General features: G+C 42.0%; 19 protein-coding genes and 1 pseudogene. 17 read left to right on the plus strand and 3 right to left on the minus strand.

Features of this window, described 5'->3' with window-relative positions:
* Window position 1: 1 nt before the first annotated feature.
* From ONT08_RS04915 to ONT08_RS04970, 12 genes and pseudogenes are all read left to right on the plus strand, one after another.
* Window positions 2–1,993 carry a RagB/SusD family nutrient uptake outer membrane protein gene (locus ONT08_RS04915; protein ID WP_264959372.1) on the plus strand — a complete coding sequence of 664 codons (1,992 nt, stop codon included), beginning with the start codon at window positions 2–4 and terminating at the stop codon, window positions 1,991–1,993.
* 412 nt (window positions 1,994–2,405) lie between these two features.
* The gene (locus ONT08_RS04920) at window positions 2,406–2,621 is read left to right on the plus strand and encodes a hypothetical protein (protein ID WP_118255317.1); all 216 of its coding nucleotides are present in this window, start codon (window positions 2,406–2,408) and stop codon (window positions 2,619–2,621) included.
* A gap of 143 nt (window positions 2,622–2,764) precedes the next feature.
* Entirely contained in the window at window positions 2,765–4,216 is a 1,452-nt protein-coding gene (locus ONT08_RS04925) for an AAA family ATPase (protein WP_217745650.1), read from the plus strand.
* Between the two features lie 166 nt (window positions 4,217–4,382).
* Window positions 4,383–5,702: an ATP-binding protein gene (locus tag ONT08_RS04930; RefSeq protein WP_264959373.1), complete on the plus strand. Its 1,320-nt coding sequence runs from the start codon at window positions 4,383–4,385 to the stop codon at window positions 5,700–5,702.
* A gap of 371 nt (window positions 5,703–6,073) precedes the next feature.
* A pseudogene (locus ONT08_RS04935) lies at window positions 6,074–6,349 on the plus strand (carboxypeptidase-like regulatory domain-containing protein); the annotation flags it as partial.
* Window positions 6,350–6,478: 129 nt separating this feature from the next.
* The gene (locus tag ONT08_RS04940) at window positions 6,479–7,765 is read left to right on the plus strand and encodes an IS1380 family transposase (protein WP_264958933.1); all 1,287 of its coding nucleotides are present in this window, start codon (window positions 6,479–6,481) and stop codon (window positions 7,763–7,765) included.
* Between the two features lie 162 nt (window positions 7,766–7,927).
* A complete protein-coding gene (locus tag ONT08_RS04945) occupies window positions 7,928–10,801 on the plus strand; it encodes a SusC/RagA family TonB-linked outer membrane protein (protein ID WP_264959374.1) in 2,874 nt (957 codons plus the stop codon).
* A gap of 76 nt (window positions 10,802–10,877) precedes the next feature.
* On the plus strand, window positions 10,878–11,264 hold the full coding sequence (locus tag ONT08_RS04950; RefSeq protein ID WP_154480917.1) for a hypothetical protein: 387 nt from the start codon (window positions 10,878–10,880) through the stop codon (window positions 11,262–11,264).
* On the plus strand, window positions 11,252–11,611 hold the full coding sequence (gene tnpB, locus ONT08_RS04955) for an IS66 family insertion sequence element accessory protein TnpB (RefSeq protein ID WP_117587742.1): 360 nt from the start codon (window positions 11,252–11,254) through the stop codon (window positions 11,609–11,611). Before ONT08_RS04950 ends, tnpB begins: the two co-directional genes overlap by 13 nt.
* A 289-nt stretch (window positions 11,612–11,900) precedes the next feature.
* A complete protein-coding gene (gene tnpC / locus ONT08_RS04960) occupies window positions 11,901–13,661 on the plus strand; it encodes an IS66 family transposase (protein WP_264959375.1) in 1,761 nt (586 codons plus the stop codon).
* A 226-nt stretch (window positions 13,662–13,887) separates the two neighbouring features.
* Entirely contained in the window at window positions 13,888–15,570 is a 1,683-nt protein-coding gene (locus tag ONT08_RS04965) for a RagB/SusD family nutrient uptake outer membrane protein (protein ID WP_264959376.1), read from the plus strand.
* Between the two features lie 31 nt (window positions 15,571–15,601).
* Complete coding sequence (locus ONT08_RS04970) at window positions 15,602–16,438, plus strand: hypothetical protein (RefSeq protein WP_264959377.1); 837 nt, start codon at window positions 15,602–15,604, stop codon at window positions 16,436–16,438.
* 23 nt (window positions 16,439–16,461) lie between these two features.
* Here the strand turns inward: ONT08_RS04970 and ONT08_RS04975 are convergent, their stop codons facing one another.
* Both ONT08_RS04975 and ONT08_RS04980 read right to left on the minus strand, forming a co-directional pair.
* Window positions 16,462–16,650, minus strand: coding sequence for a hypothetical protein (locus ONT08_RS04975; protein WP_264959378.1), 189 nt, complete (start codon window positions 16,648–16,650; stop codon window positions 16,462–16,464).
* 304 nt (window positions 16,651–16,954) lie between these two features.
* Window positions 16,955–17,452, minus strand: a complete 498-nt coding sequence (locus ONT08_RS04980; RefSeq protein WP_437181625.1) for a PD-(D/E)XK nuclease domain-containing protein — start codon at window positions 17,450–17,452, stop codon at window positions 16,955–16,957.
* A 266-nt stretch (window positions 17,453–17,718) separates the two neighbouring features.
* Between ONT08_RS04980 and ONT08_RS04985 the strand changes: the two genes are divergently transcribed.
* Complete coding sequence (locus tag ONT08_RS04985; protein ID WP_153089775.1) at window positions 17,719–17,862, plus strand: hypothetical protein; 144 nt, start codon at window positions 17,719–17,721, stop codon at window positions 17,860–17,862.
* The gene (locus tag ONT08_RS04990) at window positions 17,859–18,479 is read left to right on the plus strand and encodes a hypothetical protein (protein WP_117588248.1); all 621 of its coding nucleotides are present in this window, start codon (window positions 17,859–17,861) and stop codon (window positions 18,477–18,479) included. The genes ONT08_RS04985 and ONT08_RS04990 overlap by 4 nt, the downstream gene beginning before the upstream one ends.
* 311 nt (window positions 18,480–18,790) lie before the next feature.
* Here the strand turns inward: ONT08_RS04990 and ONT08_RS04995 are convergent, their stop codons facing one another.
* Window positions 18,791–20,548 carry an ATP-binding protein gene (locus ONT08_RS04995; protein ID WP_264959379.1) on the minus strand — a complete coding sequence of 586 codons (1,758 nt, stop codon included), beginning with the start codon at window positions 20,546–20,548 and terminating at the stop codon, window positions 18,791–18,793.
* A 905-nt stretch (window positions 20,549–21,453) separates the two neighbouring features.
* Between ONT08_RS04995 and ONT08_RS05000 the strand changes: the two genes are divergently transcribed.
* The 3 genes from ONT08_RS05000 (at window position 21,454) to ONT08_RS05010 (ending at window position 22,652) form a co-directional block, all read left to right on the plus strand.
* Window positions 21,454–21,597: a hypothetical protein gene (locus ONT08_RS05000; protein WP_006847677.1), complete on the plus strand. Its 144-nt coding sequence runs from the start codon at window positions 21,454–21,456 to the stop codon at window positions 21,595–21,597.
* Between the two features lie 581 nt (window positions 21,598–22,178).
* The gene (locus tag ONT08_RS05005; RefSeq protein WP_287624802.1) at window positions 22,179–22,379 is read left to right on the plus strand and encodes a DUF4160 domain-containing protein; all 201 of its coding nucleotides are present in this window, start codon (window positions 22,179–22,181) and stop codon (window positions 22,377–22,379) included.
* Window positions 22,380–22,385: 6 nt separating this feature from the next.
* Window positions 22,386–22,652, plus strand: coding sequence for a DUF2442 domain-containing protein (locus tag ONT08_RS05010; protein ID WP_006847687.1), 267 nt, complete (start codon window positions 22,386–22,388; stop codon window positions 22,650–22,652).
* Window positions 22,653–22,678 lie beyond the last annotated feature (26 nt).

A 22,678-nucleotide genomic window follows, 5' to 3' on the forward strand; every position in this document is an offset into this window, starting at 1 on the left:
AATGAAAATTCGCAGTTATATATTAGCAGCAGGACTTCTTGCATCTGGCCTTGCTTTTACAGGTTGCTCTAGTGTGCTCGAAGAAACCGACCGTCAGGGATATACCCCTGAATATTTTAAGACAGAAAAAGGTGTACAGGCAGGTATCACATCACTCTATGCCAACCTTCGCTATTATTGGGGCAATGGTTATTGGCTCATAGCTACAGAGGAAGGCACCGATGAGTATACCTACGGACATGGTGGTAACGGAAACGATTACCCTATCGATATGACAGAGCAGATTCTGAATCCAAGCAACTGTCGAGCAGATGTTTTATGGAACGTAGCCTTCTCTGATATCAATACCGCAAGTGGTGTAATTGAGAATGGTTCTACTGCAGGCATTACTGAAAGTCTTTTGTCAGAAGCTCGCTTCTTCCGTGCATTCGACTACTTCGAGTTGGTTCAGACCTTCGGTGGTGTTCCATTGGATTTAGGTGCCGGTGAGTTGAAGTTCAACATCAATGCTACCCGTACTTCTACCCGTAACACAGTACCAGAAGTTTATACCAAGGCGGTATTTCCTGACTTGAAGATTGCCATCGAACAGCTTCCTGACGCAGGTCGTGTCACAGGTGGTGTCACCAAGACCGCAGCTCGTCTGGTACTGGCTAAGGCTTATCTGACATACGGATGGTGGTTGCAGAATCCAAACAACATTCCAACCTACCCTACCTGCGACCGCCAAGACCCAGATGGTCATGATGCAGCATGGTACTTCCAGCAGGCATACAATATTGCAGTAGAAGCCATCAACAATCCTGCAGGATTTGGTTTGCAGAAATCATTCTATATGGTTAACGTGGGTACAAACGACCGCAACAACGAGATTTTGCTCTATGCAGACCACAACGAGTCTAACAACTACTATGATGGTGGTACCAACTTCGACTGGGCAGGTGGTAATGCGCCTGGTAACTTCGCCCGTTGGATGTGCCGTTGGGACTATACCTTCCTGGAGACATCCAAGAATGCCACAACATGGGATGCATTCCGTTCTGTACAGCGTGAAGCTGTGCAGGGAAAGGACCGTCCTTGGAAGCAGATGGCTACTCCTATCGAGGTAATGACCAAGACCTTCGCTGAGAAGAAGATGGACTCTCGTTTCGACGGAACATTTGCTTATCAGTTCCGCAGCAACTGGGATAAGTCTGGTGCTATTTCAGGCACAGCATATAATGCCAACAACCTGCCTGTAAATGCACAGGATTCTATCCTTACCTTCATCGACGACAGTGAAGCTGCTGGCATCGTTTATCCACAGGAAGGTGTACAGAATGCAGCTGGTGATGGTACAAAGGGAGCTGGCTACAGCAATGTAGGCGCAGGTGTGCTTCCTGGTCGTGCCGACTGGGTGATTGCAGCAAGTGGTATCAGTCGCTATGCATGGTTGAACAACTGGAAGAATGGTATCTACCGTTCAGACAATGGCAACACATTGGGTAAGCCAAATGGTGACAGCCCACGTCCATACCCTGTATTGAAGTTCTCTGAACTCTACTTCATCGCTGCCGAGGCTGCAGTAAAGGGTGCAACAACAACTGGCAACTGGACCGCTCGCAATCTGATCAATGAGATTCGTGGTCGTGCCGGTGTCTGGACATACGACAACAACCGTCAGCGCGAGAAGGTGGCAGACTACAGTCAGCAGATGAAGGATGCTACACCTCAGAATATCACCATCGAGTATATTCTGGCAGAGCGTTCACGCGAGTTCTTCGGTGAAGGTTACCGTTGGTGGGATCTCGTCCGCACCCAAACATGGAAGCAGATTGCAGGAACCTATACCATCTGCGGTCTTACTGCAGGCGATCATACTCCTAAGACATGGGAACGTGTGCTCATCACTCCAGAGAAGTATCTCCGCCCTATTCCACAGGGACAGATAGATGCTCTCCAAATGTCAGCAGAGGAAAAGGCTGCTTATCAGAATCCAAGCTATACAGAATAAGAGAAACTATAATGATAAAATAACATATTTTCGACAAACGTATTAGAATATAATAAATAGATGTCGAAATACACTTAATTAACAAAAGAAGGAGATATATTGTTTCATCTTTCCTTCTTTTGTTTTTTTATTTATATATTAATTCGTATATAAACCAACGAACGAGTTTTAAACCAATTAAATCATAAAAACCAATGGTACTCCTGGTGGTAGTAGTACCATCCGCATCCGCGGTACGAACTCTCTGAATGCCAACCGCATCATCCTCAACTTCGGCAAGGTAGGCGCTACCTATTATATAGATAACATCAAGTTCGGTCTTGCCAAGGATCAGAGTACCGCAACAAGAGGCATCCAGTATGTTCTGGCTAGAAACGGAAAGGCAAGAAAGGCCACCCGTGCCGGCAGCAAGATGTACTACGTACTGAAGACTCCTGCCGAGAAGCAGGCTGCCCTCGAAGGTGCAATGGATGCATGGGTTAGCGGCGTAGCTAATCACTTGAAGGAAAAGAACGTGGTGCCTTTCGGCTACGATGTCATCAACGAACCTATCGCCGACGGCAGCAATGGCCGCCGTGGATATGATGGTGTATTCGGAACGAGAAGAACAATGTTTCTTCTACCGTAGACAAGTAATTAAAGAGAAAATTCATGAAAATCTGTCGTAATCTCACTTTTTTATCGAGATTACGACAGATTTCTCGTTTAAAAGTTGTCGTAATCTCATATTTTTTGTAACTTTGCGACAGGTTTCACTAATATGAGATAGATATGAAGGAGAATATTATAGGCAGAGAACAAGAGATTGGAAAGCTTGAAAACTATATTTCAAGCCGCAAATCAGAATTTATAGCCATCTATGGCAGACGCCGTGTAGGCAAGACTTTTCTTGTAAAAGAACTGTTCGAAAACAGGTTTACATTCCGCATTACAGGCAAAGACAATGTTACAACCAAGGAGCAACTTGCGAGTTTCAGCTTCGCACTCAACGACCAGTTAGGCATAGAAACAGATGCTTCTAATTGGCCGGAAGCATTCCGGCTTCTGCAGAAAGCATTGGAAAAAATGCCAGAAGGAACAAAAATCATCTTCTTCGATGAACTTCCCTGGTTCGACACGTATGCCTCCCACTTCATCAGTGCACTGGAACATTTCTGGAACGACTGGGCATCGTACCGCAGCGACATCAAACTGATAGCCTGTGGAAGTGCTACCACCTGGATGCTCAACCAGGTTATCAATTCACGGGGAGGGCTCCATAATCGCATTACTCACAACATTCTGCTCTCTCCCTTCAAGCTGCATGAAGTAGAAGAGTATTTCAAAGCACAGGGTTTTTATTATGAGCGCCCGGAAATCATTGAGTGCTATATGGCAATGGGCGGTGTAGCTTATTACCTGTCTCTTTTCGAAAACAACAAAAGTGTGGCACAGAATATCCAGCAGCTTTGCTTCACCCGTGGCGGCGAACTCACCGAAGAGTTTGACCGTCTGTTCAGTTCGCTCTTCAAGAAAGCCGACAACCATCTTACCATAGTTACAGCCCTGAAAAGCAAAGGCAAAGGAATGACCCGACAAGACCTGCTGGACGCCACGGGACTGGCAAACAACGGAAGGTTCAGCCAGATACTCAAAGAACTTGAGCAATGTGATTTCATCCGCAGTTATACTCCTTTCGGCAAGTCGAAGAAAGATATGATGTATCAGCTCATAGATCCTTTCTGCCTGTTTTATTTCAAATTCATGCATAATAAGGGGGCATTCCTCGACAACTATTGGGTCAAGATGCAAACCACTGCAGAGTATGAATCATGGTGCGGTCATGCCTTTGAAATCGTATGCCTTCACCACATCAACGAAATTATCAGAGCTTTGGGCATAGATGGCAGCATCAATACCCCTTGTTCATGGTCTTACCGACCTACTGCCAAAGTTATGGCAGACGAGGAGGCAGACGAAGACCTGAAACGTGGAACACAGATTGACCTGCTGATAGACCGCTCGGATAAATCCATCTCTATCTGCGAGATGAAATATTGCAATGGGGAATATGAAATCAGCAAGGCATACGATGCCCATCTGGCACACCGCCTGAAGGTTTTCAAGAAAGTGACGAAGACCACCAAGACGCTCATACCAACTTTTGTCACCCCTCATGGACTGTATAATAATATGTATGCAAGAAAGATCAACAGACAGGTAACAGGAGACGACTTGTTTTGAAAAATGTGGGATTTCCAGTCAAAAGTCCTTAGGAAAATGTGATGATTTAACAGAAAAGTCCTTAGGAAAATGTGATAAATATACTTAAAAGTCCTTAGGAAAATGTGATTTTACTTGCGTAATTCACTGTTTATTAGTATCTTTGCCAAAACATAATTTTTAGCGTATGGAAAGACTACTTATATCCCAATTGTTAAAATGGAAAGACAGTCAAGGAAGGAAGCCACTCATACTGGAAGGTGCAAGACAAGTTGGCAAGACTTGGCTACTGAAAGAATTTGGGCGCAAGTACTTCAAAGACGTATGTTACATCAACTTCGAACAGAGTGATGTACTCGAAGAGATATTTGCTGGCGACTTATCACCACAACGCATTATAGAACAGCTCTCTATATATAATGGTAAGATGATAATACCCGAGGAAACTCTTATTATCTTCGATGAAGTACAAGAAATGCCAAGAGCACTCACCTCTTTGAAGTATTTCTGCGAAGAGGCACCAGAGTATGCCATCTGCTGCGCAGGCTCATTGCTAGGCATAGCCCTGCACGAAGGCACATCCTTCCCTGTAGGAAAGACAGATTTTCTACATCTATATCCCATGTCCTTTAAAGAGTTTCTGCTAGCAAACGGAGAGAACATGCTGGTAGACTATATCGATAAAGGAAACAGAAACCTGGGAGCATTCGAGGCTCGCCTTACAGATTATCTGAAAAAATACATGATAATAGGAGGTATGCCTGCTGTTGTAACAGAGTGGCTGGGCAGCAAAGACTACAACAAGGTAAACCGCATCCAGCAGGAACTGATAGCAGCCTACCAGAAAGACTTCTCCAAACATGCTCCAAAGAATATGGTCGAGAAAATCCGTTATGTATGGAACAGCATCCCTTCGCAACTGGCGAAGGAAAACAAGAAGTTTGTCTATGGACTGGTGAGAGAGGGAGCCAGAGCACGGGAATATGAGGATGCCATCATGTGGCTTTCTGATGCAGATGAAATCATCAGAACCAACAATGTCAGCAAGCCCGACATCCCGATTTCAGCCTATGCTGATCTCAAATCGTTTAAGGTATTCTTACTGGATGTAGGTCTGTTGAGGGCAATGAGCAAGATTTCGCCGAAAGTAATATTAGAAGGAAGCAGAATCTTTGAAGAGTTTAAGGGAGCATTGACAGAACAGTATGTCTGTCAGGAACTTCAGAACTTTACAGAAACTCTGGAAACCAATTATTATTGGTCTTCCTCAGCCACTGCAGAGGTTGACTTCCTTATTTCCGACGGTTTGGATGTATATCCACTGGAAGCAAAGGCAGGAGTAACCATGAATGCCAAGAGTTTGAAACTGTATCGGGAAAAATATTCACCCAAATGGTCGGTTCGCACCAGTCTCTTGCCATACGAGAGAAACAACAGTTCAAAAACCATCAACATCCCCCTCTATATGCTCTTTGTTCTAGACAAAGAATTAAAGGCAGAAAGTTAGTATTTCAGCGAAAGCGGCAGTTTTTGACAAAACTGCCGCTTTCGCTTGTTTTTCATAAGCAAAAGTGTATAAAAACCGCATATTTATAACAAAATATCGAGCAAAGTGCAACTTTTCTAGAAAAAAGTTTGGTGATTTCCTAAAAAATGCTTATTTTTGCAGCCGATTAAAAATATTATTAAAATTTAGTGAAGTTTGAGATACTTCCCTATATATAATAAGGTATGGCAACATACCCACCCCCACCAGTTCGGAATAAGAGTTGGAGACGGGAAATGAGCCCCCACGCTCAATAAAAGTTGGGAGGATATGTAGTGAGAAAGAAATATAAAACATTATATATTTATTAATTAATTAAACGAGAGAGATTTATGGAAAAAAGACTCATGACGTTTATTGCCTGCCTCTTCCTTAGTTTAGGAATGGCGTTGGCGCAAACTCAAGTTTCCGGTACTATTACCTCTTCTGAGGATGGAAGCCCAGTCATTGGTGCCTCTATCAAAGTTGCTGGTACACAAACCGGTACTATTACCGATGTTGACGGTAATTTCTCACTGGCTGCTCCAGCAAATGCCAAGTTGGAGATTTCTTACATCGGTATGATCAGTAAGACTGTAAAGGCTGGCAAGAACATGAAAATTCTAATTTCCGCAACACTATAATTTAATATTTTTTATAAGCACCTGAGCAACAAAAAGTTGCTCAGGATTTTGCCATGTCAGAAATTTCACTTATCTTAGTGTTGCAAAATAAAAACAAACAAAATTCTGAATGACATGGCAAAAGTACAAATAAAATCTGAGAAACTCACTCCTTTTGGAGGAATTTTTTCTATTATGGAGCAATTTGATTCTCTTTTAGCTCAAACAATAGATTCTACCTTGGGATTGAGATGCACATTGTTTGGTTATCAATATAGCGAGATTCTACGTTCTCTGATGTGCGTATATCTTTGTGGTGGCTCATGTATTGAGGATGTTACAACTCACCTGATGAAACATTTATCTCTTCATCCAACTCTTCGCACTTGCAGCGCAGACACCATATTACGTGCTATCGAAGAACTGACCTTTAAGAGCATCACCTATAAGTCTGCTTCTGGCAAATCCTATGATTTCAATACTGCAGACAAGATGAACTGCTTACTGGTCAATGCCCTGCTTGCTACTGGTCAATTGAAATCCGGTCAAGAGTATGATTTTGACTTTGACCATCAGTTCATTGAAACAGAGAAGTATGATGCAAAACCAACCTACAAGAAGTTCTTGGGCTATAGTCCAGGTGTAGCTGTCATTAACGACATGATTGTTGGTATTGAAAATAGAGACGGCAACACAAACGTGCGCTTCAACCAAAAAGAAACTTTGGAAAGAATCTTCAAGCGATTGGAGGCTTCGGAAATATATATTTCTCGTGCCCGCATGGATTGCGGCTCATGTTCGGAGGAAATCGTAGATATGGTAGAGGCTCATTGCAGGTATTTTTATATTCGTGCCAACAGATGCTCTTCTTTCTACGATTCCATGTTTGCCTTAACTGGATGGAAAACTGTTGAAATCAACGGTATTGAGTTTGAGTTGAATTCTATCCTTGTTGAGAAATGGAAAGGAAAACCGTATCGTCTTGTCATACAGAGACAAAGGCGAATAGATGGAGACCTTGACATTTGGGAAGGCGAATATACCTACAGATGTATACTGACTAACGATTACAAGTCGAGTGCAAGAGACATCGTGGAATTCTACAATCTTCGTGGTGGCAAGGAACGCATCTTCGATGACATGAACAATGACTTTGGCTGGAATCGATTGCCAAAATCGTTCATGGCACAGAATACTGTATTCCTGCTTATGACAGCTCTCATCAGAAACTTCTACAAAGCTATTATGCAGAGATTGAAAACCCATGAATTTGGATTGCGTGCCACCAGCAGAATCAAGACCTTTGTTTTCAAGTTCATCTCTGTTCCTGCGAAATGGATTAAGACATCACGTAGGCATGTATTGAACATTTACTCAGACAACAATGCTTATGCCAACCTGTTCAAGACAGACTTTGGTTAAAGACCATGCTTTTCTGGTTAAACCAGCGTATTACCTCAAGTCGCTTTATGGGGTAAGGGGATTTTGTGTCTGCGACATTTCTGTTATGCAAGAAATATGTACAATAAAATGAATTTTGTCGTTTTACAAGCAAAATCCCACTAAACCCTATAGGTTGCGGATTTGAGGAAAATTGTTCTTGACCCAGACAATCATGCATTGGATGAAGTCATGGTTGTTGCTTTCGGTACTGCTAAGAAGAGTGCATTTACCGGTTCTGCAGCCGTAGTAGGTTCTGAAGAACTTTCAAAGAAGATTTCTACCAACGTAACAGACGCTTTGGTAGGTTCTGTGCCTGGTCTTCAGTTGCGTGGTGCATCTGGTCAGCCTGGTTCAGACAACAATGGTGTCAATATTCGTGGTATTGCTTCTATGTATGCTGCTACCGACCCATTGGTAATCGTTGATGGTGCTCCTTATCCAGGAAACCTTTCTTCTATCCCAACAGATGATATTGAATCTGTAACCGTATTGAAAGATGCTGCATCTGCTGCACTTTATGGTGCTCGTGGTGCTGCTGGTGTTATTCTGATTACAACAAAGAATGGTAAAAACAAGGAAGCTGAGGTTTCTATTGACATGAAGTGGGGTTCTAACTCCCGTGCCGTTCCAGAGTATGACGTAATCAAAGATCCAGGTCAGTATTATGAGGCATATTATGCTCAGTTGTACAACAACTATTACTATGGTCAGGGTATGAGCGCAGCCAATGCAAACTTGAAGGCAAATTCTTCTATGCTTTCACAGTTGGCTTATAACGCATATACTGTACCTGAGAACGAACAGCTTATCGGTATTAATGGTAAGTTGAATCCAAATGCTACACTTGGACGTACATACGAATTGAATGGTGAAAAGTATTATATGACTGCTGACGATTGGAACAAAGCTGCCTATAAGGATGCTCTCCGTCAGGACTATAATATTAGCATCAAAGGTGCTACAGACCGTTCATCTTATTATACAAGTTTAGGCTATTTGAGCGATGATGGTGTTATTGCCAACAGTAGCTATGAGCGTATCAGCGCTCGTTTGAAGGCAGATTATCAAGCTAAGAAATGGCTGAAGGTAGGTGTCAACGCTCAGTACGTTCATTCTACAACCCAGTCAAACCCTAATCTGAGTGATGAGACCAACTCAACCAACTTGATGTATTTCGTTTCTTCAATTGCACCAATCTACCCTATCTACGTGCGTACAATTGATGCTAACGGAAATGTAGCAATCAAGAAAGATTCATATGGTCACGACATGTATGATTATGGTTTGCCTAAGAATTATGGCGTAACTCGTCCTTTCCTTTCTACTGGTAACCCATTGGGTAGCAATCGTTACAACAAGGTAGAAAAAGGTATCAACCAGATGAATGGTTCCGTTTTCGCTGATATTAAAATTACAGATTGGTTGAAATTTAATGCCACAAGTACTGTTATTTATGGCATGGAAGACTTCTCAGATTACGAGAATGCATACGAGGGACCTAAGGCTGGTGTTAATGGTCAGTTAACTAAGTACAACTTAGCAGATCTTCGTACCAATAATACTCAAACTTTGACTTTCATGAAGAACTTCGGCAAGCATAATGTTGATGTTCTCCTCGGTCATGAGTATTATAAATTGACTCGCAAATACCTGAATGCGCAGGGTGAGGGTGGTTTTTCACCTTCAATTACAGAGTTGAATGCTTTCGCTAACAAGAAGGACAATGGTTCATATAAGTTGAATTACAACGTTGAAGGTTTCTTTGGCCGTGCACAATACAACTATGATGACAAGTATTTCGCTTCTGCTTCTTACCGTCGTGATGCATCTTCTCGTTTCGCTAAGGAGAATCGTTGGGGTAACTTCTGGTCACTCGGTGGTGCTTGGCTTATTACCAAAGAGAAGTGGTTTAATGCTCCTTTCGTTGATGAGTTGAAGGTTAAGGCATCTATCGGTCAGCAAGGTAATGATAACATCGGAAACTGGGCATATACAGACCTCTATACGGTTTCTAAGGCTTCCAATACATTAATGTCACCAACCTTCTATCGTATGGGTAACAAAGACATTACTTGGGAGACAACTACCAATTTGAACCTTGGTGTTGAGTTCAGTTTCCTCAAGCATCGTTTGATGGGTAGTTTTGACTTCTATTCAAAGAAGACCACAGACTTGCTCTTCTGGTTGTCAATTCCAGAGTCACAGGGTTCCCGTGGCTACTACACCAACATTGGCGATATGCGTAATACAGGTATCGAATTGGTACTCACAGGAGTATTGGTACGTACCAAGGACATCGACTGGTCAATCACTGCAAATATGTCACATAACGCAACAAAGGTATTGAAGTTGCCAAAAATGAAGACAGAACAATATGGTGGTTTTAGTGAGTCAAACACTGGTAAAACATACCAGTATTGGTATCGTGAGGGTGGTCCTATGTATAACGCATTCCTTCCTTCATACGCTGGCGTAAACGAGAAGGGTGAAGCTCTCTACTGGGTAGATGAAAAGATTGACGGCAATGCAACTACAACAGGTGCACAGCCAGGTAAGTCAAAGGACTATACTACAACTGACATCAACAAGGCATCTTACTATGAGCAGGGATCTTTGCTCCCTAAGGTGTTCGGTGGTTTGTCTACAAGTTTCCGTTATAAGGGATTCGACCTCGCTGCAACATTCGATTATCAGATTGGCGGTAAGGTATATGATATCCAGTATGCGACATTGATGGCACCAGCCCAGAGTGGAACTGATGCAGGTCACGCTATACATAAGGATTACATTAAGTCTTGGAGTCCTAACAACACATCAAGCAACATTCCTCGTTGGCAGTATGGCGACCTATATAGCACAGCTAAATCAGATCGTTTTTTGACGAATGCCGGCTACTTCAACTTCCAGTCATTCACCGTAGGTTATACATTACCAAAGGGTCTTATCCCAATGGTTTCCAAGATTCGTGTTTATTGTGCAGGTGAGAATCTCTGTTTCTGGTCAGCACGTAAGTAAGCATCCAACCCCTATTTTGGCGGTTTGAACAATAAGTGCTACCTTTGCGCCATGTTAAACATTAAATGTTATAAGTATGGCAATAAGTAGTAAAGATCTTGAGAGCCTGTGGCAACGCTATAAAGCGGAGGCGGTACCAGCAGGCATTTCGGTAAATCAATTTTTCGAATCCAATGGAGTTCCTTATCATGTATTTGAAAAGTGGTACAAGAAGAAGTTCCAGGCTCCAAATGTTGTGGAGTGTGTTGTTGCAGGTGCGCCAGATTCAACCAGTGCAGTTCCAACACCATCCAAGCAGGGTAATCCTTCAGCCGGTTTATCTCCAGCTCCGACCGAGGATGCCGTTGTCATCAAGTATGTCAATCTTGGGCTTAGCAATGGTATGAAGATAGAGCATCATAATTTGAGCTATTCTGGTCTTCAAAGTTTTATCTCTAAACTTCAAGCCTTATGTTTAGCTTAAATGGTGCCGTAAAATATAAGTATATTCCCAACTATCAGGATATGCGTGGAGGTTATGACAAGCTTTGTGGAGTGATACGCTCTTTGGGCGAAGATCCAGAGGATGGCACCGCTTACGTGTTTACTTCCAAGGATCAAAAGATAGTAAAAATCATCAGACATGAACATAATGAGTGTCAGATGTATTATCAGAAGTTTGACAAGAACATGAGTTTTGTCCGTCTAGAGTTTGAAGGTGTCCTTCCAATTTATGTGTTGGAGTGGAAGTATCTAGTGGCTATGCTTTCATGCCCTGTTGTAAAAAGCATAGGTCCAATAGAGCTAAAATGCTATGAGGAAGCAGCTTGATGGCGAAAATGATAGTTAATTTTCTGAAAAAAAGTATTCATTTTTTGGGTAAAATAGAGTTAAGTAAATGATATTCAGAGTGTTGTAGAAAGCTTTAAGGTTGGCTTGTTAAGCCCTGTTTTCGATGTTTTGCGATACTGCAAACATGTCTGACATAGGGTGGTATTACGACTAATGTTAAGTCTCTAAAACAGCGTAAAATACTGAATATTAGATTGTTAAATAAGTTTTATGCATTTTGTGGAGTCTCATAATATGATTATCTTTGCATCTGCAAACGTTTCATATTATGGCAGATATACATATAGACATAGAGCGCATGATAATGCATTCCAATTACTTGCTGGAGGTAGACAATTCTTCGGCAAGTAATGGATTATCGGATATGGAACGTAAGCAATATCTAGATCAGATAAAGGAATTGGTTCAGACAGTCCAGACACTTCTGGATGCCAATATTGCCTTGGGTAATAAGCAGAAGGAACTACAGGCAGAGGCAGATCGTAAGATTGCCGGTTTGCAGGATCAGGTTGACAAGCTTACTGGAGAACTGCAAGCCCGTAGGCGTAAGATGCATGGCAAGAACAATGAGAAGCAAACTGGTGACAAGTCGGTAAATACAGGCAAGACCAAGGATGAGGAAGAGGGGGAATACATCGAGAATGAATGTGAGCAACCTTCCGATTCTGATGATTCAGACGAAGTTACCGACACAGAGGCGACCAATCCCAAAAAGGATTTGAGCCAACGCCCGGACCACTACAAGACTATGAAGGCTGAAGTTCTTGTGGTTCATGATTGTGACAAGGACAAGCTTAAGGCTATGGGTTTGGAGTTCATTCGCTATACCAGACCTGTCGACCAGTTTGACCGAATCAGTATGACACGTCAGGACCGCTACCTTTATGCTTGGGTACGTGACAAGGACGGCAACGAGTTCGCTTTCTTCGTGCCAAAAGATGAAGGGGTAGAGCAGCGTGCTTGCACTTTTGTCGATGAGTCAAAGTATGACATGCCAAGCATGGTTCCTCATACCAGCAGTACGAGTGGCATGCTTTCAGACTTGATTGTCAATCGCTTTCAGTATGCGATAACGAGTGGACGTGAGATGTATCGCATGGTCAATGAGAAGATGCGTATGTCTAAGTCTACTATTTTCAACTGGTTGCGACATGGGGCAGAGTTCTTGGAGAATTGTCAGGAGACCATCAAACAATGGCTATTGAAACCTGGCTCAACGATTTATTGTGATGAGTCCTGGGTTGACACCAAGGTGACGGATGCCAATGGTGAGGTGCATTATAAGAAACGATATATGTGGGTCATTGTCAACTTGACCACCAAGGTCTGCTATTATCTGTATGGCAGTCGTAAGAAAGAGGTTATCAAGGAGTTTCTTGGTGACTTCAAGGGCACGTTGATGACCGATGCCTATGCTGCATACCTTTACTTCAATAAGTTGAAGGACTGTACTCATGTATGTTGCTGGTCGCACGTTAGAAGACTGTTTGTCTCGGCGAGTCGTGACTACAAGGACTCCTTGGCACAGGCATTCATAGACTTGATCGGTATATTATATAAGGTCGAAGTTGAAAATCAAGTGTTGGGTCGCACAGAAAAAGAGATAGTCAAGCATCGAGGTGAGGAATCCCTACCAGTTTTACACGACCTCTATCAGCAAGCGACGGCACTGTTGAAACAGTTTGAGAAAAACGAGATTAAGCTCTCTGCTAAGTTGCAACAAGCCTTGACATATATGACCAAGCATTGGGAAGAGCTGATGGCATATACGAAGATAGGCAGCGTCTTGATAGACAACAACTGTTGTGAACGCGCAGTCCGCCCATTCACAAATCTCCGAAAGAACTTCGGTGGATTTAGTAGTGAGCAGGGAGCCAGGGTCACTGCGACCTACCTTAGTTTCGTAGAAACCTGCAAGCTAATGGCAATGGCTCCACTGGATTTCTTCAGGAGATTCTTCGACATGATTGTAGCTGGCAGAAGGGATTATGCCTTGATGACAGAGGCACTTTTAGTTAAACCTGTTTAAAAATCAGAAAAGTCCAATTTCTTAAAATACCCTGTATCCCCAGTAAACACTGGGGATGGAGTTGTATTGTCATAGGGGTTGGATGCTTACGCACGTAAGGGTCTTGACCCACGTTACTCATACGAAGGAAGTGGTTATACTAGCGTTTACTCTCCAACACGAAACATCTCTGGAGGTATCCAAGTAACATTCTAAGTTGTTATTTAATAATAAAAAGAACTTCAATATGAAAAAATATATAGTTTCTTTGGCTATTGCCACATTTACACTTTCTTCTCTTACTGGCTGTATAGAAGAATATGAGCCAGAAGGTTATGGCAACTATGTCACAACAGACCAAGCAGCACAAGCTCCAGGAGCTTTCGATAACTTTGTCAATAACATCACCTCTTCTTTGAGTGGTCAATTTACTTATAGTGGCAGCGACATGTCCCCATGGGATTTTGGTTACACATCATTCTTCTTGCAGCGTGATGTCATGGGACAGGATATTGCCTTGGCAAATGATGGTAGCTGGTACCAGAGTTGGTATGCATGTGGTGTCGGTTTAGGACCACGCTATGCGGTATGCCAGTTGCCATGGACATATTACTATGGTTGGATTAAGAACTGTAATACTGTTCTTTCACTTGGTGGTGAAAACCCTGATGAGAAATTTAAGGCCGGTGAAGGTATCGCATATGCAATGCGTGCTATGTTCTACATGGACTTGGCTCGTATGTATGCACCTGAAACTTATGGCAAGAATAAAGAAGCACTAACTGTTCCATTGATAACAGAAAAGGGTACTGAAGACATGTATAACAACCCTCGTCTGACCAATGAGAAGATGTTTGAGTTTATTCTTTCTGACTTGAATAAGGCTGAAGAATACCTTGCAGGTTATAAGCGTGAGAACAAATATACTCCTGATCTCTCTGTTGTATATGGTTTGAAGGCTCGTGCATATCTCACAATGGAAGATTGGGCTAACGCTGAGAAATATGCCAAATTGGCTCAGCAAGGCTATACCGAGATGACAGGTGAAGAATATACAAGCAAGACCACAGGTTTCAATACAGCCAACAGCTCATGGATGTTTGCTACTCACTTCAAGTCTGATGATCCAAACTTGCGTGACAATGATGGTGATACATCTTGGGCTTCACAGATGATTATCGAAATCGGTGGTAGTAAGGGAGATTGTGGTTATGCCGCAAACTATGGTTATCCTCTTGTTGTGGATCGTCATCTTTATGAGACAATTCCAGCAACTGACTTCCGCAAGAACTGCTTTGTTGACTTCAATATCGACAATTTAACAACAAACGCAGAAAAACTCGAAGCTTTGGCAAAATATAGCAATGAACCAAGCTATATCTTAAAAGCTGGTGCCGCTGCTGCTACATATGGTGGCAATGTAGGCGGTCTTTCTGTGAAGTTCCGTCCAGTAAATGGTGCATGCGATCAGCCATTAGCAACTGCTGGTGCAGTAGACGTACCATTGATGCGCGTTGAGGAAATGAAGCTCATCGAAATCGAAGCAGCTGGTATGCAGAATGAAAGCAAAGGTATTGAGATGCTTACAGAATTTGCAAAGAAGCGTGACCCACAATATGAGTATGGTAAGCACAATGAAGCATATGGTAATACTTCAACATCTAAATTCCAGAACGAAGTATGGTGGCAGCGTCGTGTTGAACTCTGGGGTGAGGGATTTGCAACATTCGACATCAAGCGTCTTAACAAGGGTATCATCCGCAGCTATGCTAACTCTAACCATTTCGATGGTGATAAATGGAACACAACTAAGGTTCCTGATTGGATGACACTCTGTATCGTTGGTTCTGAAGCTGATGTAAACCATGCTTTGGTTAACAACCCTACACCAGTTGCTCCTACAGAAAACTCAGAAGAGTATGTTTGGTAAACATTGTATAATTAAATAAAGAAAGAAGAATATGAAAAAATATATTTATGGTTTGTTCTTTGCTCTTATCTCAGTAGCAATGTTTACAGCATGTTCTGCAGATGAGGGAACAGATGAAGGAAATGATGGCAGTGCTCGTGTAACTTTATATAATTATACAGCAGAGCAACCATACGATGCAGATTGTGATGCTTATATTCGTGTAGTAGCAAATAGTGCTACTACAGAAGCTTATGCTTTAGCAGAAAAAGTTTCTGAAAAGGAAGCTAACATTGCTAAGATGGGTGAATCAGGATATGCCGACTACGTTATAAACAACGGAAAGAAACTTGAGAATATTAAAGGGGCATCCGTTCAAGAAGTGGTTTTCCAAAAACTTCCTGCTGGAGAAAACGCTGTTACAGTAGTTGCAGTTGGTAAGGGAGGAAAGTTTGCAAGCTCTGTTATTTTTAACAGTATAACATGGTCTGATGTAATAAAGGGAACTTATACATTTAGCGTAGCAAACATTCAACAAGCTTATGCAGCTAATACTGAGACAACTTTACAGGTTTGCGATTCAGATCCTAATACCTATCGTTTCAAAAACCTGTTTGGCGCAGGCAAGCACTTATTACTTACAGCTGTTGGCAAAGGTACAGATGAGAATGGTAACTACATTATGGTTAAGGTTCCTTCACAGGCAACCGGTCTTACCTTCGCCAGTCATGGAGAAATCAGTGTACGCGATGTAGCAGAATGGCAGAACGATGAAAGTTTGCTCGACTGCAAAATTTACGAAGATCATAATGCTGCATTATGGGTTCAATATTTTGTAAGTGCAGGTAACTTAGGTTATGGCTATGATGAGTTCACACCTGAAAATTAATAAGGTGTAATTCTGAAATATAATTAAGGTGTATCCTTATTGCTCAATACAATGGGCAAAGGGATACACCTTTTTTTATTTATCTCCCTCTCTCTCAAACATTTTCCCAAAAAATCCTTGCATCTTTCAGAAGAATTATAGGGCATTCTTGCTATTGGGCAGGTAACAAACCTGACCTCCCAGTTATCCCTTGCTAAAACTTTTCTTCTCATTTCCTTGCATCTTTCAGAAGAAAAACGTCTCTTTGCATAAGATTAGCGAGGGTGATTTACAAGCAAAGAGTGGTAGTTTTACCACTTTTCGTCACTTTCCCATTTTCTCGTTCCCAAAAAATGACATAAATGGGCTCAGGAGAGATTGTCTATACACGGACAATCTCCCCTGAACCGAAATACAACAAATGAATTGTGACTTTGTAATCACTGCATGTAGATCGAAAGGCCAAACAATAGATGTCGTCGAAAATTTTCTTTTTATCTCTCTCAAATATTTTCGACCTGTATGGTTGAAATTGTTTTATATCTCCTCGCAAGCCACCATTTCCGCTCCGCGGTAGATAACCACCAGCTTGTGGAGCTTTGTAGTCTTTACTGCCTCTCTGACCATATCACTGTCCGCATAGCGGGAGATTTGAGCTGAAGCCTCCTCGAAGAGCTTTTTTACTTGCTCATCTGTGGTCTGGCTCTTGCAATATTTCAACTCGATGATATATGAATCTACCATGTCCTTGTAGATGTCACAGAGCGGAGAGAGGAAGATGTCGGCATAGCCGCCGTCATTGTCCAGCTCAGAGATAGGGCGATAGAACTTGTTCTGGCTTGTCATCGCCAAGGTGAAGCCATGCACGAAAGCCTCTCCCTTCTGCTTGTCTCGCTGGGAGGAGTACTTCTTCAGGCAGTCGGCTATATACTCAAAGTATGGCTTGTATTCTCCATGATAAGCCAGTTTGCTCTCCAGTTTACCCTTGCTATATCTATCATATACCAAATCGTCCTGCTTGGATGAACTGGCCAATCTCTATCAACGAAGTAAACAACAATGCAGCAGTTAGAGACTACAACAATCCAAGTTGTACTGATGCATACAAATAAAAATCCGAACAAGATTTAAATATCAATAAGGTGTATCCTTCTTGCCCAACATGTCGGGCAAGCGGGATACACCTTTTTCTTTTTATCTCCCTCAGTCTCAAATATTTTCCAATAATTCCTTGCATCTTTCAGAAGAAAAGCGTATCTTTGCAGTCGAATAGTATTAATCCTTTAAAATAGGAGGTAAATATGGAATTATTTGATAGCAAAAGACAAGAAAGGATGCAAGCTGTAATCAAAGAGATTACTGCTAGCAAAGAAAATGCGATAAAGTTTCTTAAGGAAGCAGGCATCCTGCTCCCTGATGGGCAATTAGCACCACACCTACGATGAAAGAGTCTCTATATTCAAGAAGATCCAACCTTGTTGTTGGGTTTCATGGCTGTGACAAATCTGTAGTGGATGCAGTGATTGCTGGCAAAACAGAACTTCTTGCTAGCGCCAATGACTATGACTGGCTAGGCAATGGTATATATTTTTGGGAAAATAATGAAGATAGGGCCTGGCAATGGGCTAAACAATTGTCAACAAGAAAAAGCTCCAGTGTAAAAGAACCAGCCGTAATAGGTGCAATTATAGACCTTGGCTATTGTCTGGATTTAACAGATAGTTTTTATTTGCAAGAATTAAAAACTTCTTATTCTGTACTCAAAGAACTTTATGCTGATGCTAACATGCCATTACCTAGAAATGAAACAATTGGCAAATCAACAGATTTGTTGATTAGAAAATTAGATTGTGCTGTTGTTCAAACAGCCAGAAGAATTAATGCAAAAGCCAACCAGCATCCTTACGATTCCGTGAAGGGTGTATTTTGGGAGGGGCAAGAACTTTATCCTAATGCGGGATTTAGAGAAAAGAACCATATTCAGATATGTGTCTGCAATCCAAACTGCATCAAGGGATATTTCCTGCCTAGAGGTATTAATCCAGATTATCCTAATCCATAACTATTACTCGTTTGTAAAAAACTACACGAACAGTTACAGATAGTAACAGCCAAGGCGGGCTGAATGAGCAATGAGCCACATAGCTCAGGACACCGCACTAGGTGAAATATCGCCATGCAAACTACACCCTATAAGGGCAAAAGCTTTGGTATATAATATATTCCATCAGCATTCTGTACTTTGATCTGGGAAAGGGAAAACTATAATGTAATAAGGTATATCCTTCTTGCCCCATACATCGGGCAAGCGAGGATACACCTTTTTCTTTTTATCTCTCTCAAACATTTTCGACCAGTATGGTTGAAATAGTTTTATATCTCCTCGCAAGCCACCATTTCCGCTCCGCGGTAGATAACCACCAGCTTGTGGAGCTTTGTAGTCTTTACTGCTTCTCTGACCATATCACTGTCCGCATAGCGAGAAATTTGAGCTGAAGCCTCCTCGAAGAGCTTTTTCACTTGCTCATCTGTGGTTTGGCTCTTGCTATATTTCAACTCGATGATATATGAATCTACCATATCCTTGTAGATGTCACAGAGCGGAGAGAGGAAGATGTCGGCATAGCCGCCGTCATTGTCCAGCTCAGAGATAGGGCGATAGAACTTGTTCTGGCTTGTCATAGCCAAGGTGAAGCCATGCACGAAAGCCTCTCCCTTCTGCTTGTCTCGCTGGGAGGAGTACTTCTTCAGGCAGTCGGCGATATACTCAAAGTATGGCTTGAATTGTCCATCGTATGCCAGTTTGCTCTCCAGTTTACCCTTGCTATATCTATCATATACCAAGTCGTTCTCCTTGTAGGTGTCGAGCAGGTAGGTGTACATCTGGTCTCGCACCACCTCATTCGGGATGATGAACTTGGTCTCACCATCATAAGTTCCGTCTATCGTCACCATGCCGAAATAGAACAGCAGGCTGAGGAAGTTGTCTGGGTCGTTGATTCGCTCGGCAGGGAAGTTCTCGTTAAGCGTGCCTATCACGAATCCCTGGGTCACCAACTGCTGGATGATGCTGGCATCGTGGGCGAACTCCTTGTCGTGGCGGATGAGCATCCGCAACTTGTCATAGTCGATACGGATGTTGGTCTCCACCATCTTCTTAGTGATTTGGTATTCGTAATCAATATAGTTATCTACGAAGTAGAGCACCATCATCGAGTTGTACATCGTGGTCTCACCATATCTCTCCTCGGCGAAGCAATAGTTGTCGTACCAAGGCTTCATCACCTTGATCAGCTCATCGGTGGTATGATTAAACGGCAGAACGCTGCCGTAATAATCCAGCATCTTTCTCACTTCTTCCTCGGTAAATCCCGTCATCTCATTGAAGTCAGATGAGAGCGAGTAGTTGGTTCCGATGTTGAATCCGCTGGTCAGGTTATCCATGGTCACAGGGGTTACTCCCGTGACGAACACTCTGCCCAGGCTATTGCCAGCCGTACCCTTGATGGTGTTGAAGAACTGGCGCAAGTATCCCTCTCCGTGGGTCTGGTTGCGATACCCCACAAGATGCTCCTCATGGGCGAGAATCATGTTGGTGAAGTTGTCGTACTCATCGATGAAGAGATAAATCTTCTTTCCTACCTCCTGGCATTTCTGGCAAAGAAATCTCAGTTGAGACACTGCATCTGTTAACTTTTCCATTCCTTCCTTGGTATCAGCAGGAAGAATATGTGCATAGATGTCACAAAAGAAATTGAACACAAGGCTACAATGGTTGTCCAGTCCATCCTTATAATCATCCAATCCTGCTGCCACCTCGGCAAAATTGAGGTGGATGATGAGATATGTATTATGCTCTGGTGTAGGATTCTGCCCGATGTATAGCTTGCCAAAGATTTCATCAAACTTGTCTTTCTTGTTGATGTCATAGTAATTCTCAAGCATGGAGAGGGTAAGTGTCTTGCCGAAACGGCGAGGGCGAATGAAGAAGAAATACTTGTTGGATTCTTCTATTTGCTCTATGAAAGGAGTCTTGTCCACATAGTAACAATCCTCTTTTATGACATCCTCAAAATTCTGCATGCCGTATGGTATGCGCTTGCGATAAATGCGCTTTGGTCTTACTATCATAACTCTGTTTGATTATTCGTTTTTGAATCTGATGGCAAAGATAATACTTTATCTCCTAATCTCCAAAACTTTTCCCGAAAAACTTCTACCATACAGCTAGAACATTTTCCCAAGAAGAAACGATGGCAATAGTATTTATACCAATCGGATTTTGATGGAATATTTGAGAAACAAAGATCCTTTACGCATAGGAACATGTTTTCTCAATTTATTGCCACATTTGCCACGCTTATTATAAGTAGCTGATACTAAGAGAATAACGGGTGGCAATAAGGGGCTTTTTTATTATCACCTTATTGCCACCTATTGCCACGTTTTGCAAAAAGCAGCGTTTTTCGGGCGTTCTAGAGGCGTTTTGGGAGCTAAAAGGTTGAAAACATTGAGCAAAAACGCTTATTTTCTATTCATTTTTTAGTATTTTTCTATGCTTTTTATCGAAAAACCTCCCACTATGCAGCAAAAATTACGTCACGACGTAGCATTTCCTACGTCCCGATGTAGCAACAGACGCGTCCCGACGTAGCAACAGATACGTCCCGACGTAATTTTTCGAAAAGATCTTTGGTATATTCCATTTTAATTATTATCTTTGCAGCGCAGTCCCGGTAAGACCCTCTCCCAGATTATTCGATGCTGGTGATGACCCCGGGGGTTTAATTCTTCTGTTTATTTCCCTCATCCTCAAACATTTTTCAATAATTCCTTGCATCTTTCAGAAGAAAAGCGTATCTTTGCAGAAGATTAGTGGCGCTCGGCAATATGAAAGTAAACTTTCATTGCACTCGCTGGCATAATCTTTGCAGAAGATTAGCGGCGCTCGACAATCTGTAAGCAAGCTTACATTTCGCTCGTTTGCATAATCTTTGCAAAAGAAATGTTCAACTTTTAAAACAAGGAGGTAGAATATGGATTTATTTGATAGCAAAAGACAAGAAAGATTAGAGGCTGCAAGAAAGGCTTCTACTGCCAGTAAAGAAGCAGCACGTGCCTTTTTAATTAGGGCAGGAATTCTTTTACCTAATGGAGAAGTTGCACCACATTTGAGATAATTATGGATAAGTCTTTATATTCAAGGCGCTCCAACCTAGTAATAGGATTTCATGGCTGCGACAAATCAGTAAAGCGGCACTCGCCTTTTTAATTAGGGCGGGGGATGCTATTGGGCAGGTAACAAACCTGCCCTCCCTGTGCTTACTTGCTTCCTAAGGACTGCTCGAACAGATGCCTCTACTTAAAATTTATGGCACATGTGCCACTTTTTTTAAGTGCAAAGATATGCGAAAGTAGAGTTCTAACCAAAAATTTTTAGATTTATTATACTAAAAAGGTGTGCGCACTAGCTGCGCGAATTCAACAAGGTGGCTAAATCACCATTAGAAGAATGGGTTGAGCATAGAGCAAATTGCTTTTATCACCGGTTTGACTGAAAAGGAAATAAAAGAACTATAATATAAAAAGGTGTATCCTTCTTGCCCCATACATCGGGCAAGCGGAGATACACCTTTTTCTTTTTATTTCCCTCATCCTCAAACATTTTTCAATAATTCTTTGCTTCTTTCAGAAGAAAAGCGTATCTTTGCAGAAAAAAGAAACGATGCCAACAATATTCATATTTTTCGGATTCAGATTCATGTTTTATTCTAATGATCATGAACCAATTCATGTCCATGTCATCAAGGATGGAAATGAAGCAAAATACAATGTATCTCCTCTAACCCAGATTTATAATCATGGATTCAAAAAGCATGATATTGCCTTGATAGAATCTATTATTTCTGAGAATGAGGCGGTCATTATAGATAGATGGAAAGAGTATTTTAATCAAAAATAAGATATTATGGAGCAATATAGAGTAAATCGCGTTTGGGTTGACGATGCCCATATTTGGGCAGAAACCCAAAATGGCTGGAAGGCTAACTATCCTTTCAGTCGTTGGAGCCGTCTTGCTAACGCCACACCTGCCCAGCGTAAGGCTTTCGTATTGAGCAGATATGGTATCCATTGGCCTGAATTAGACGAAGATTTATGCTTTGAAGGACTATTCGCAGATGCTGGCATATACAAACCGTCAAATGCAGAAGATACTATTTATTATCAAGCATAACAATGCGGCTGAATAAGCGTAACGAG

Origin of the sequence: Segatella copri, assembly GCF_026015465.1 — a bacterium.
GTDB lineage: Bacteria > Bacteroidota > Bacteroidia > Bacteroidales > Bacteroidaceae > Prevotella > Prevotella copri_E.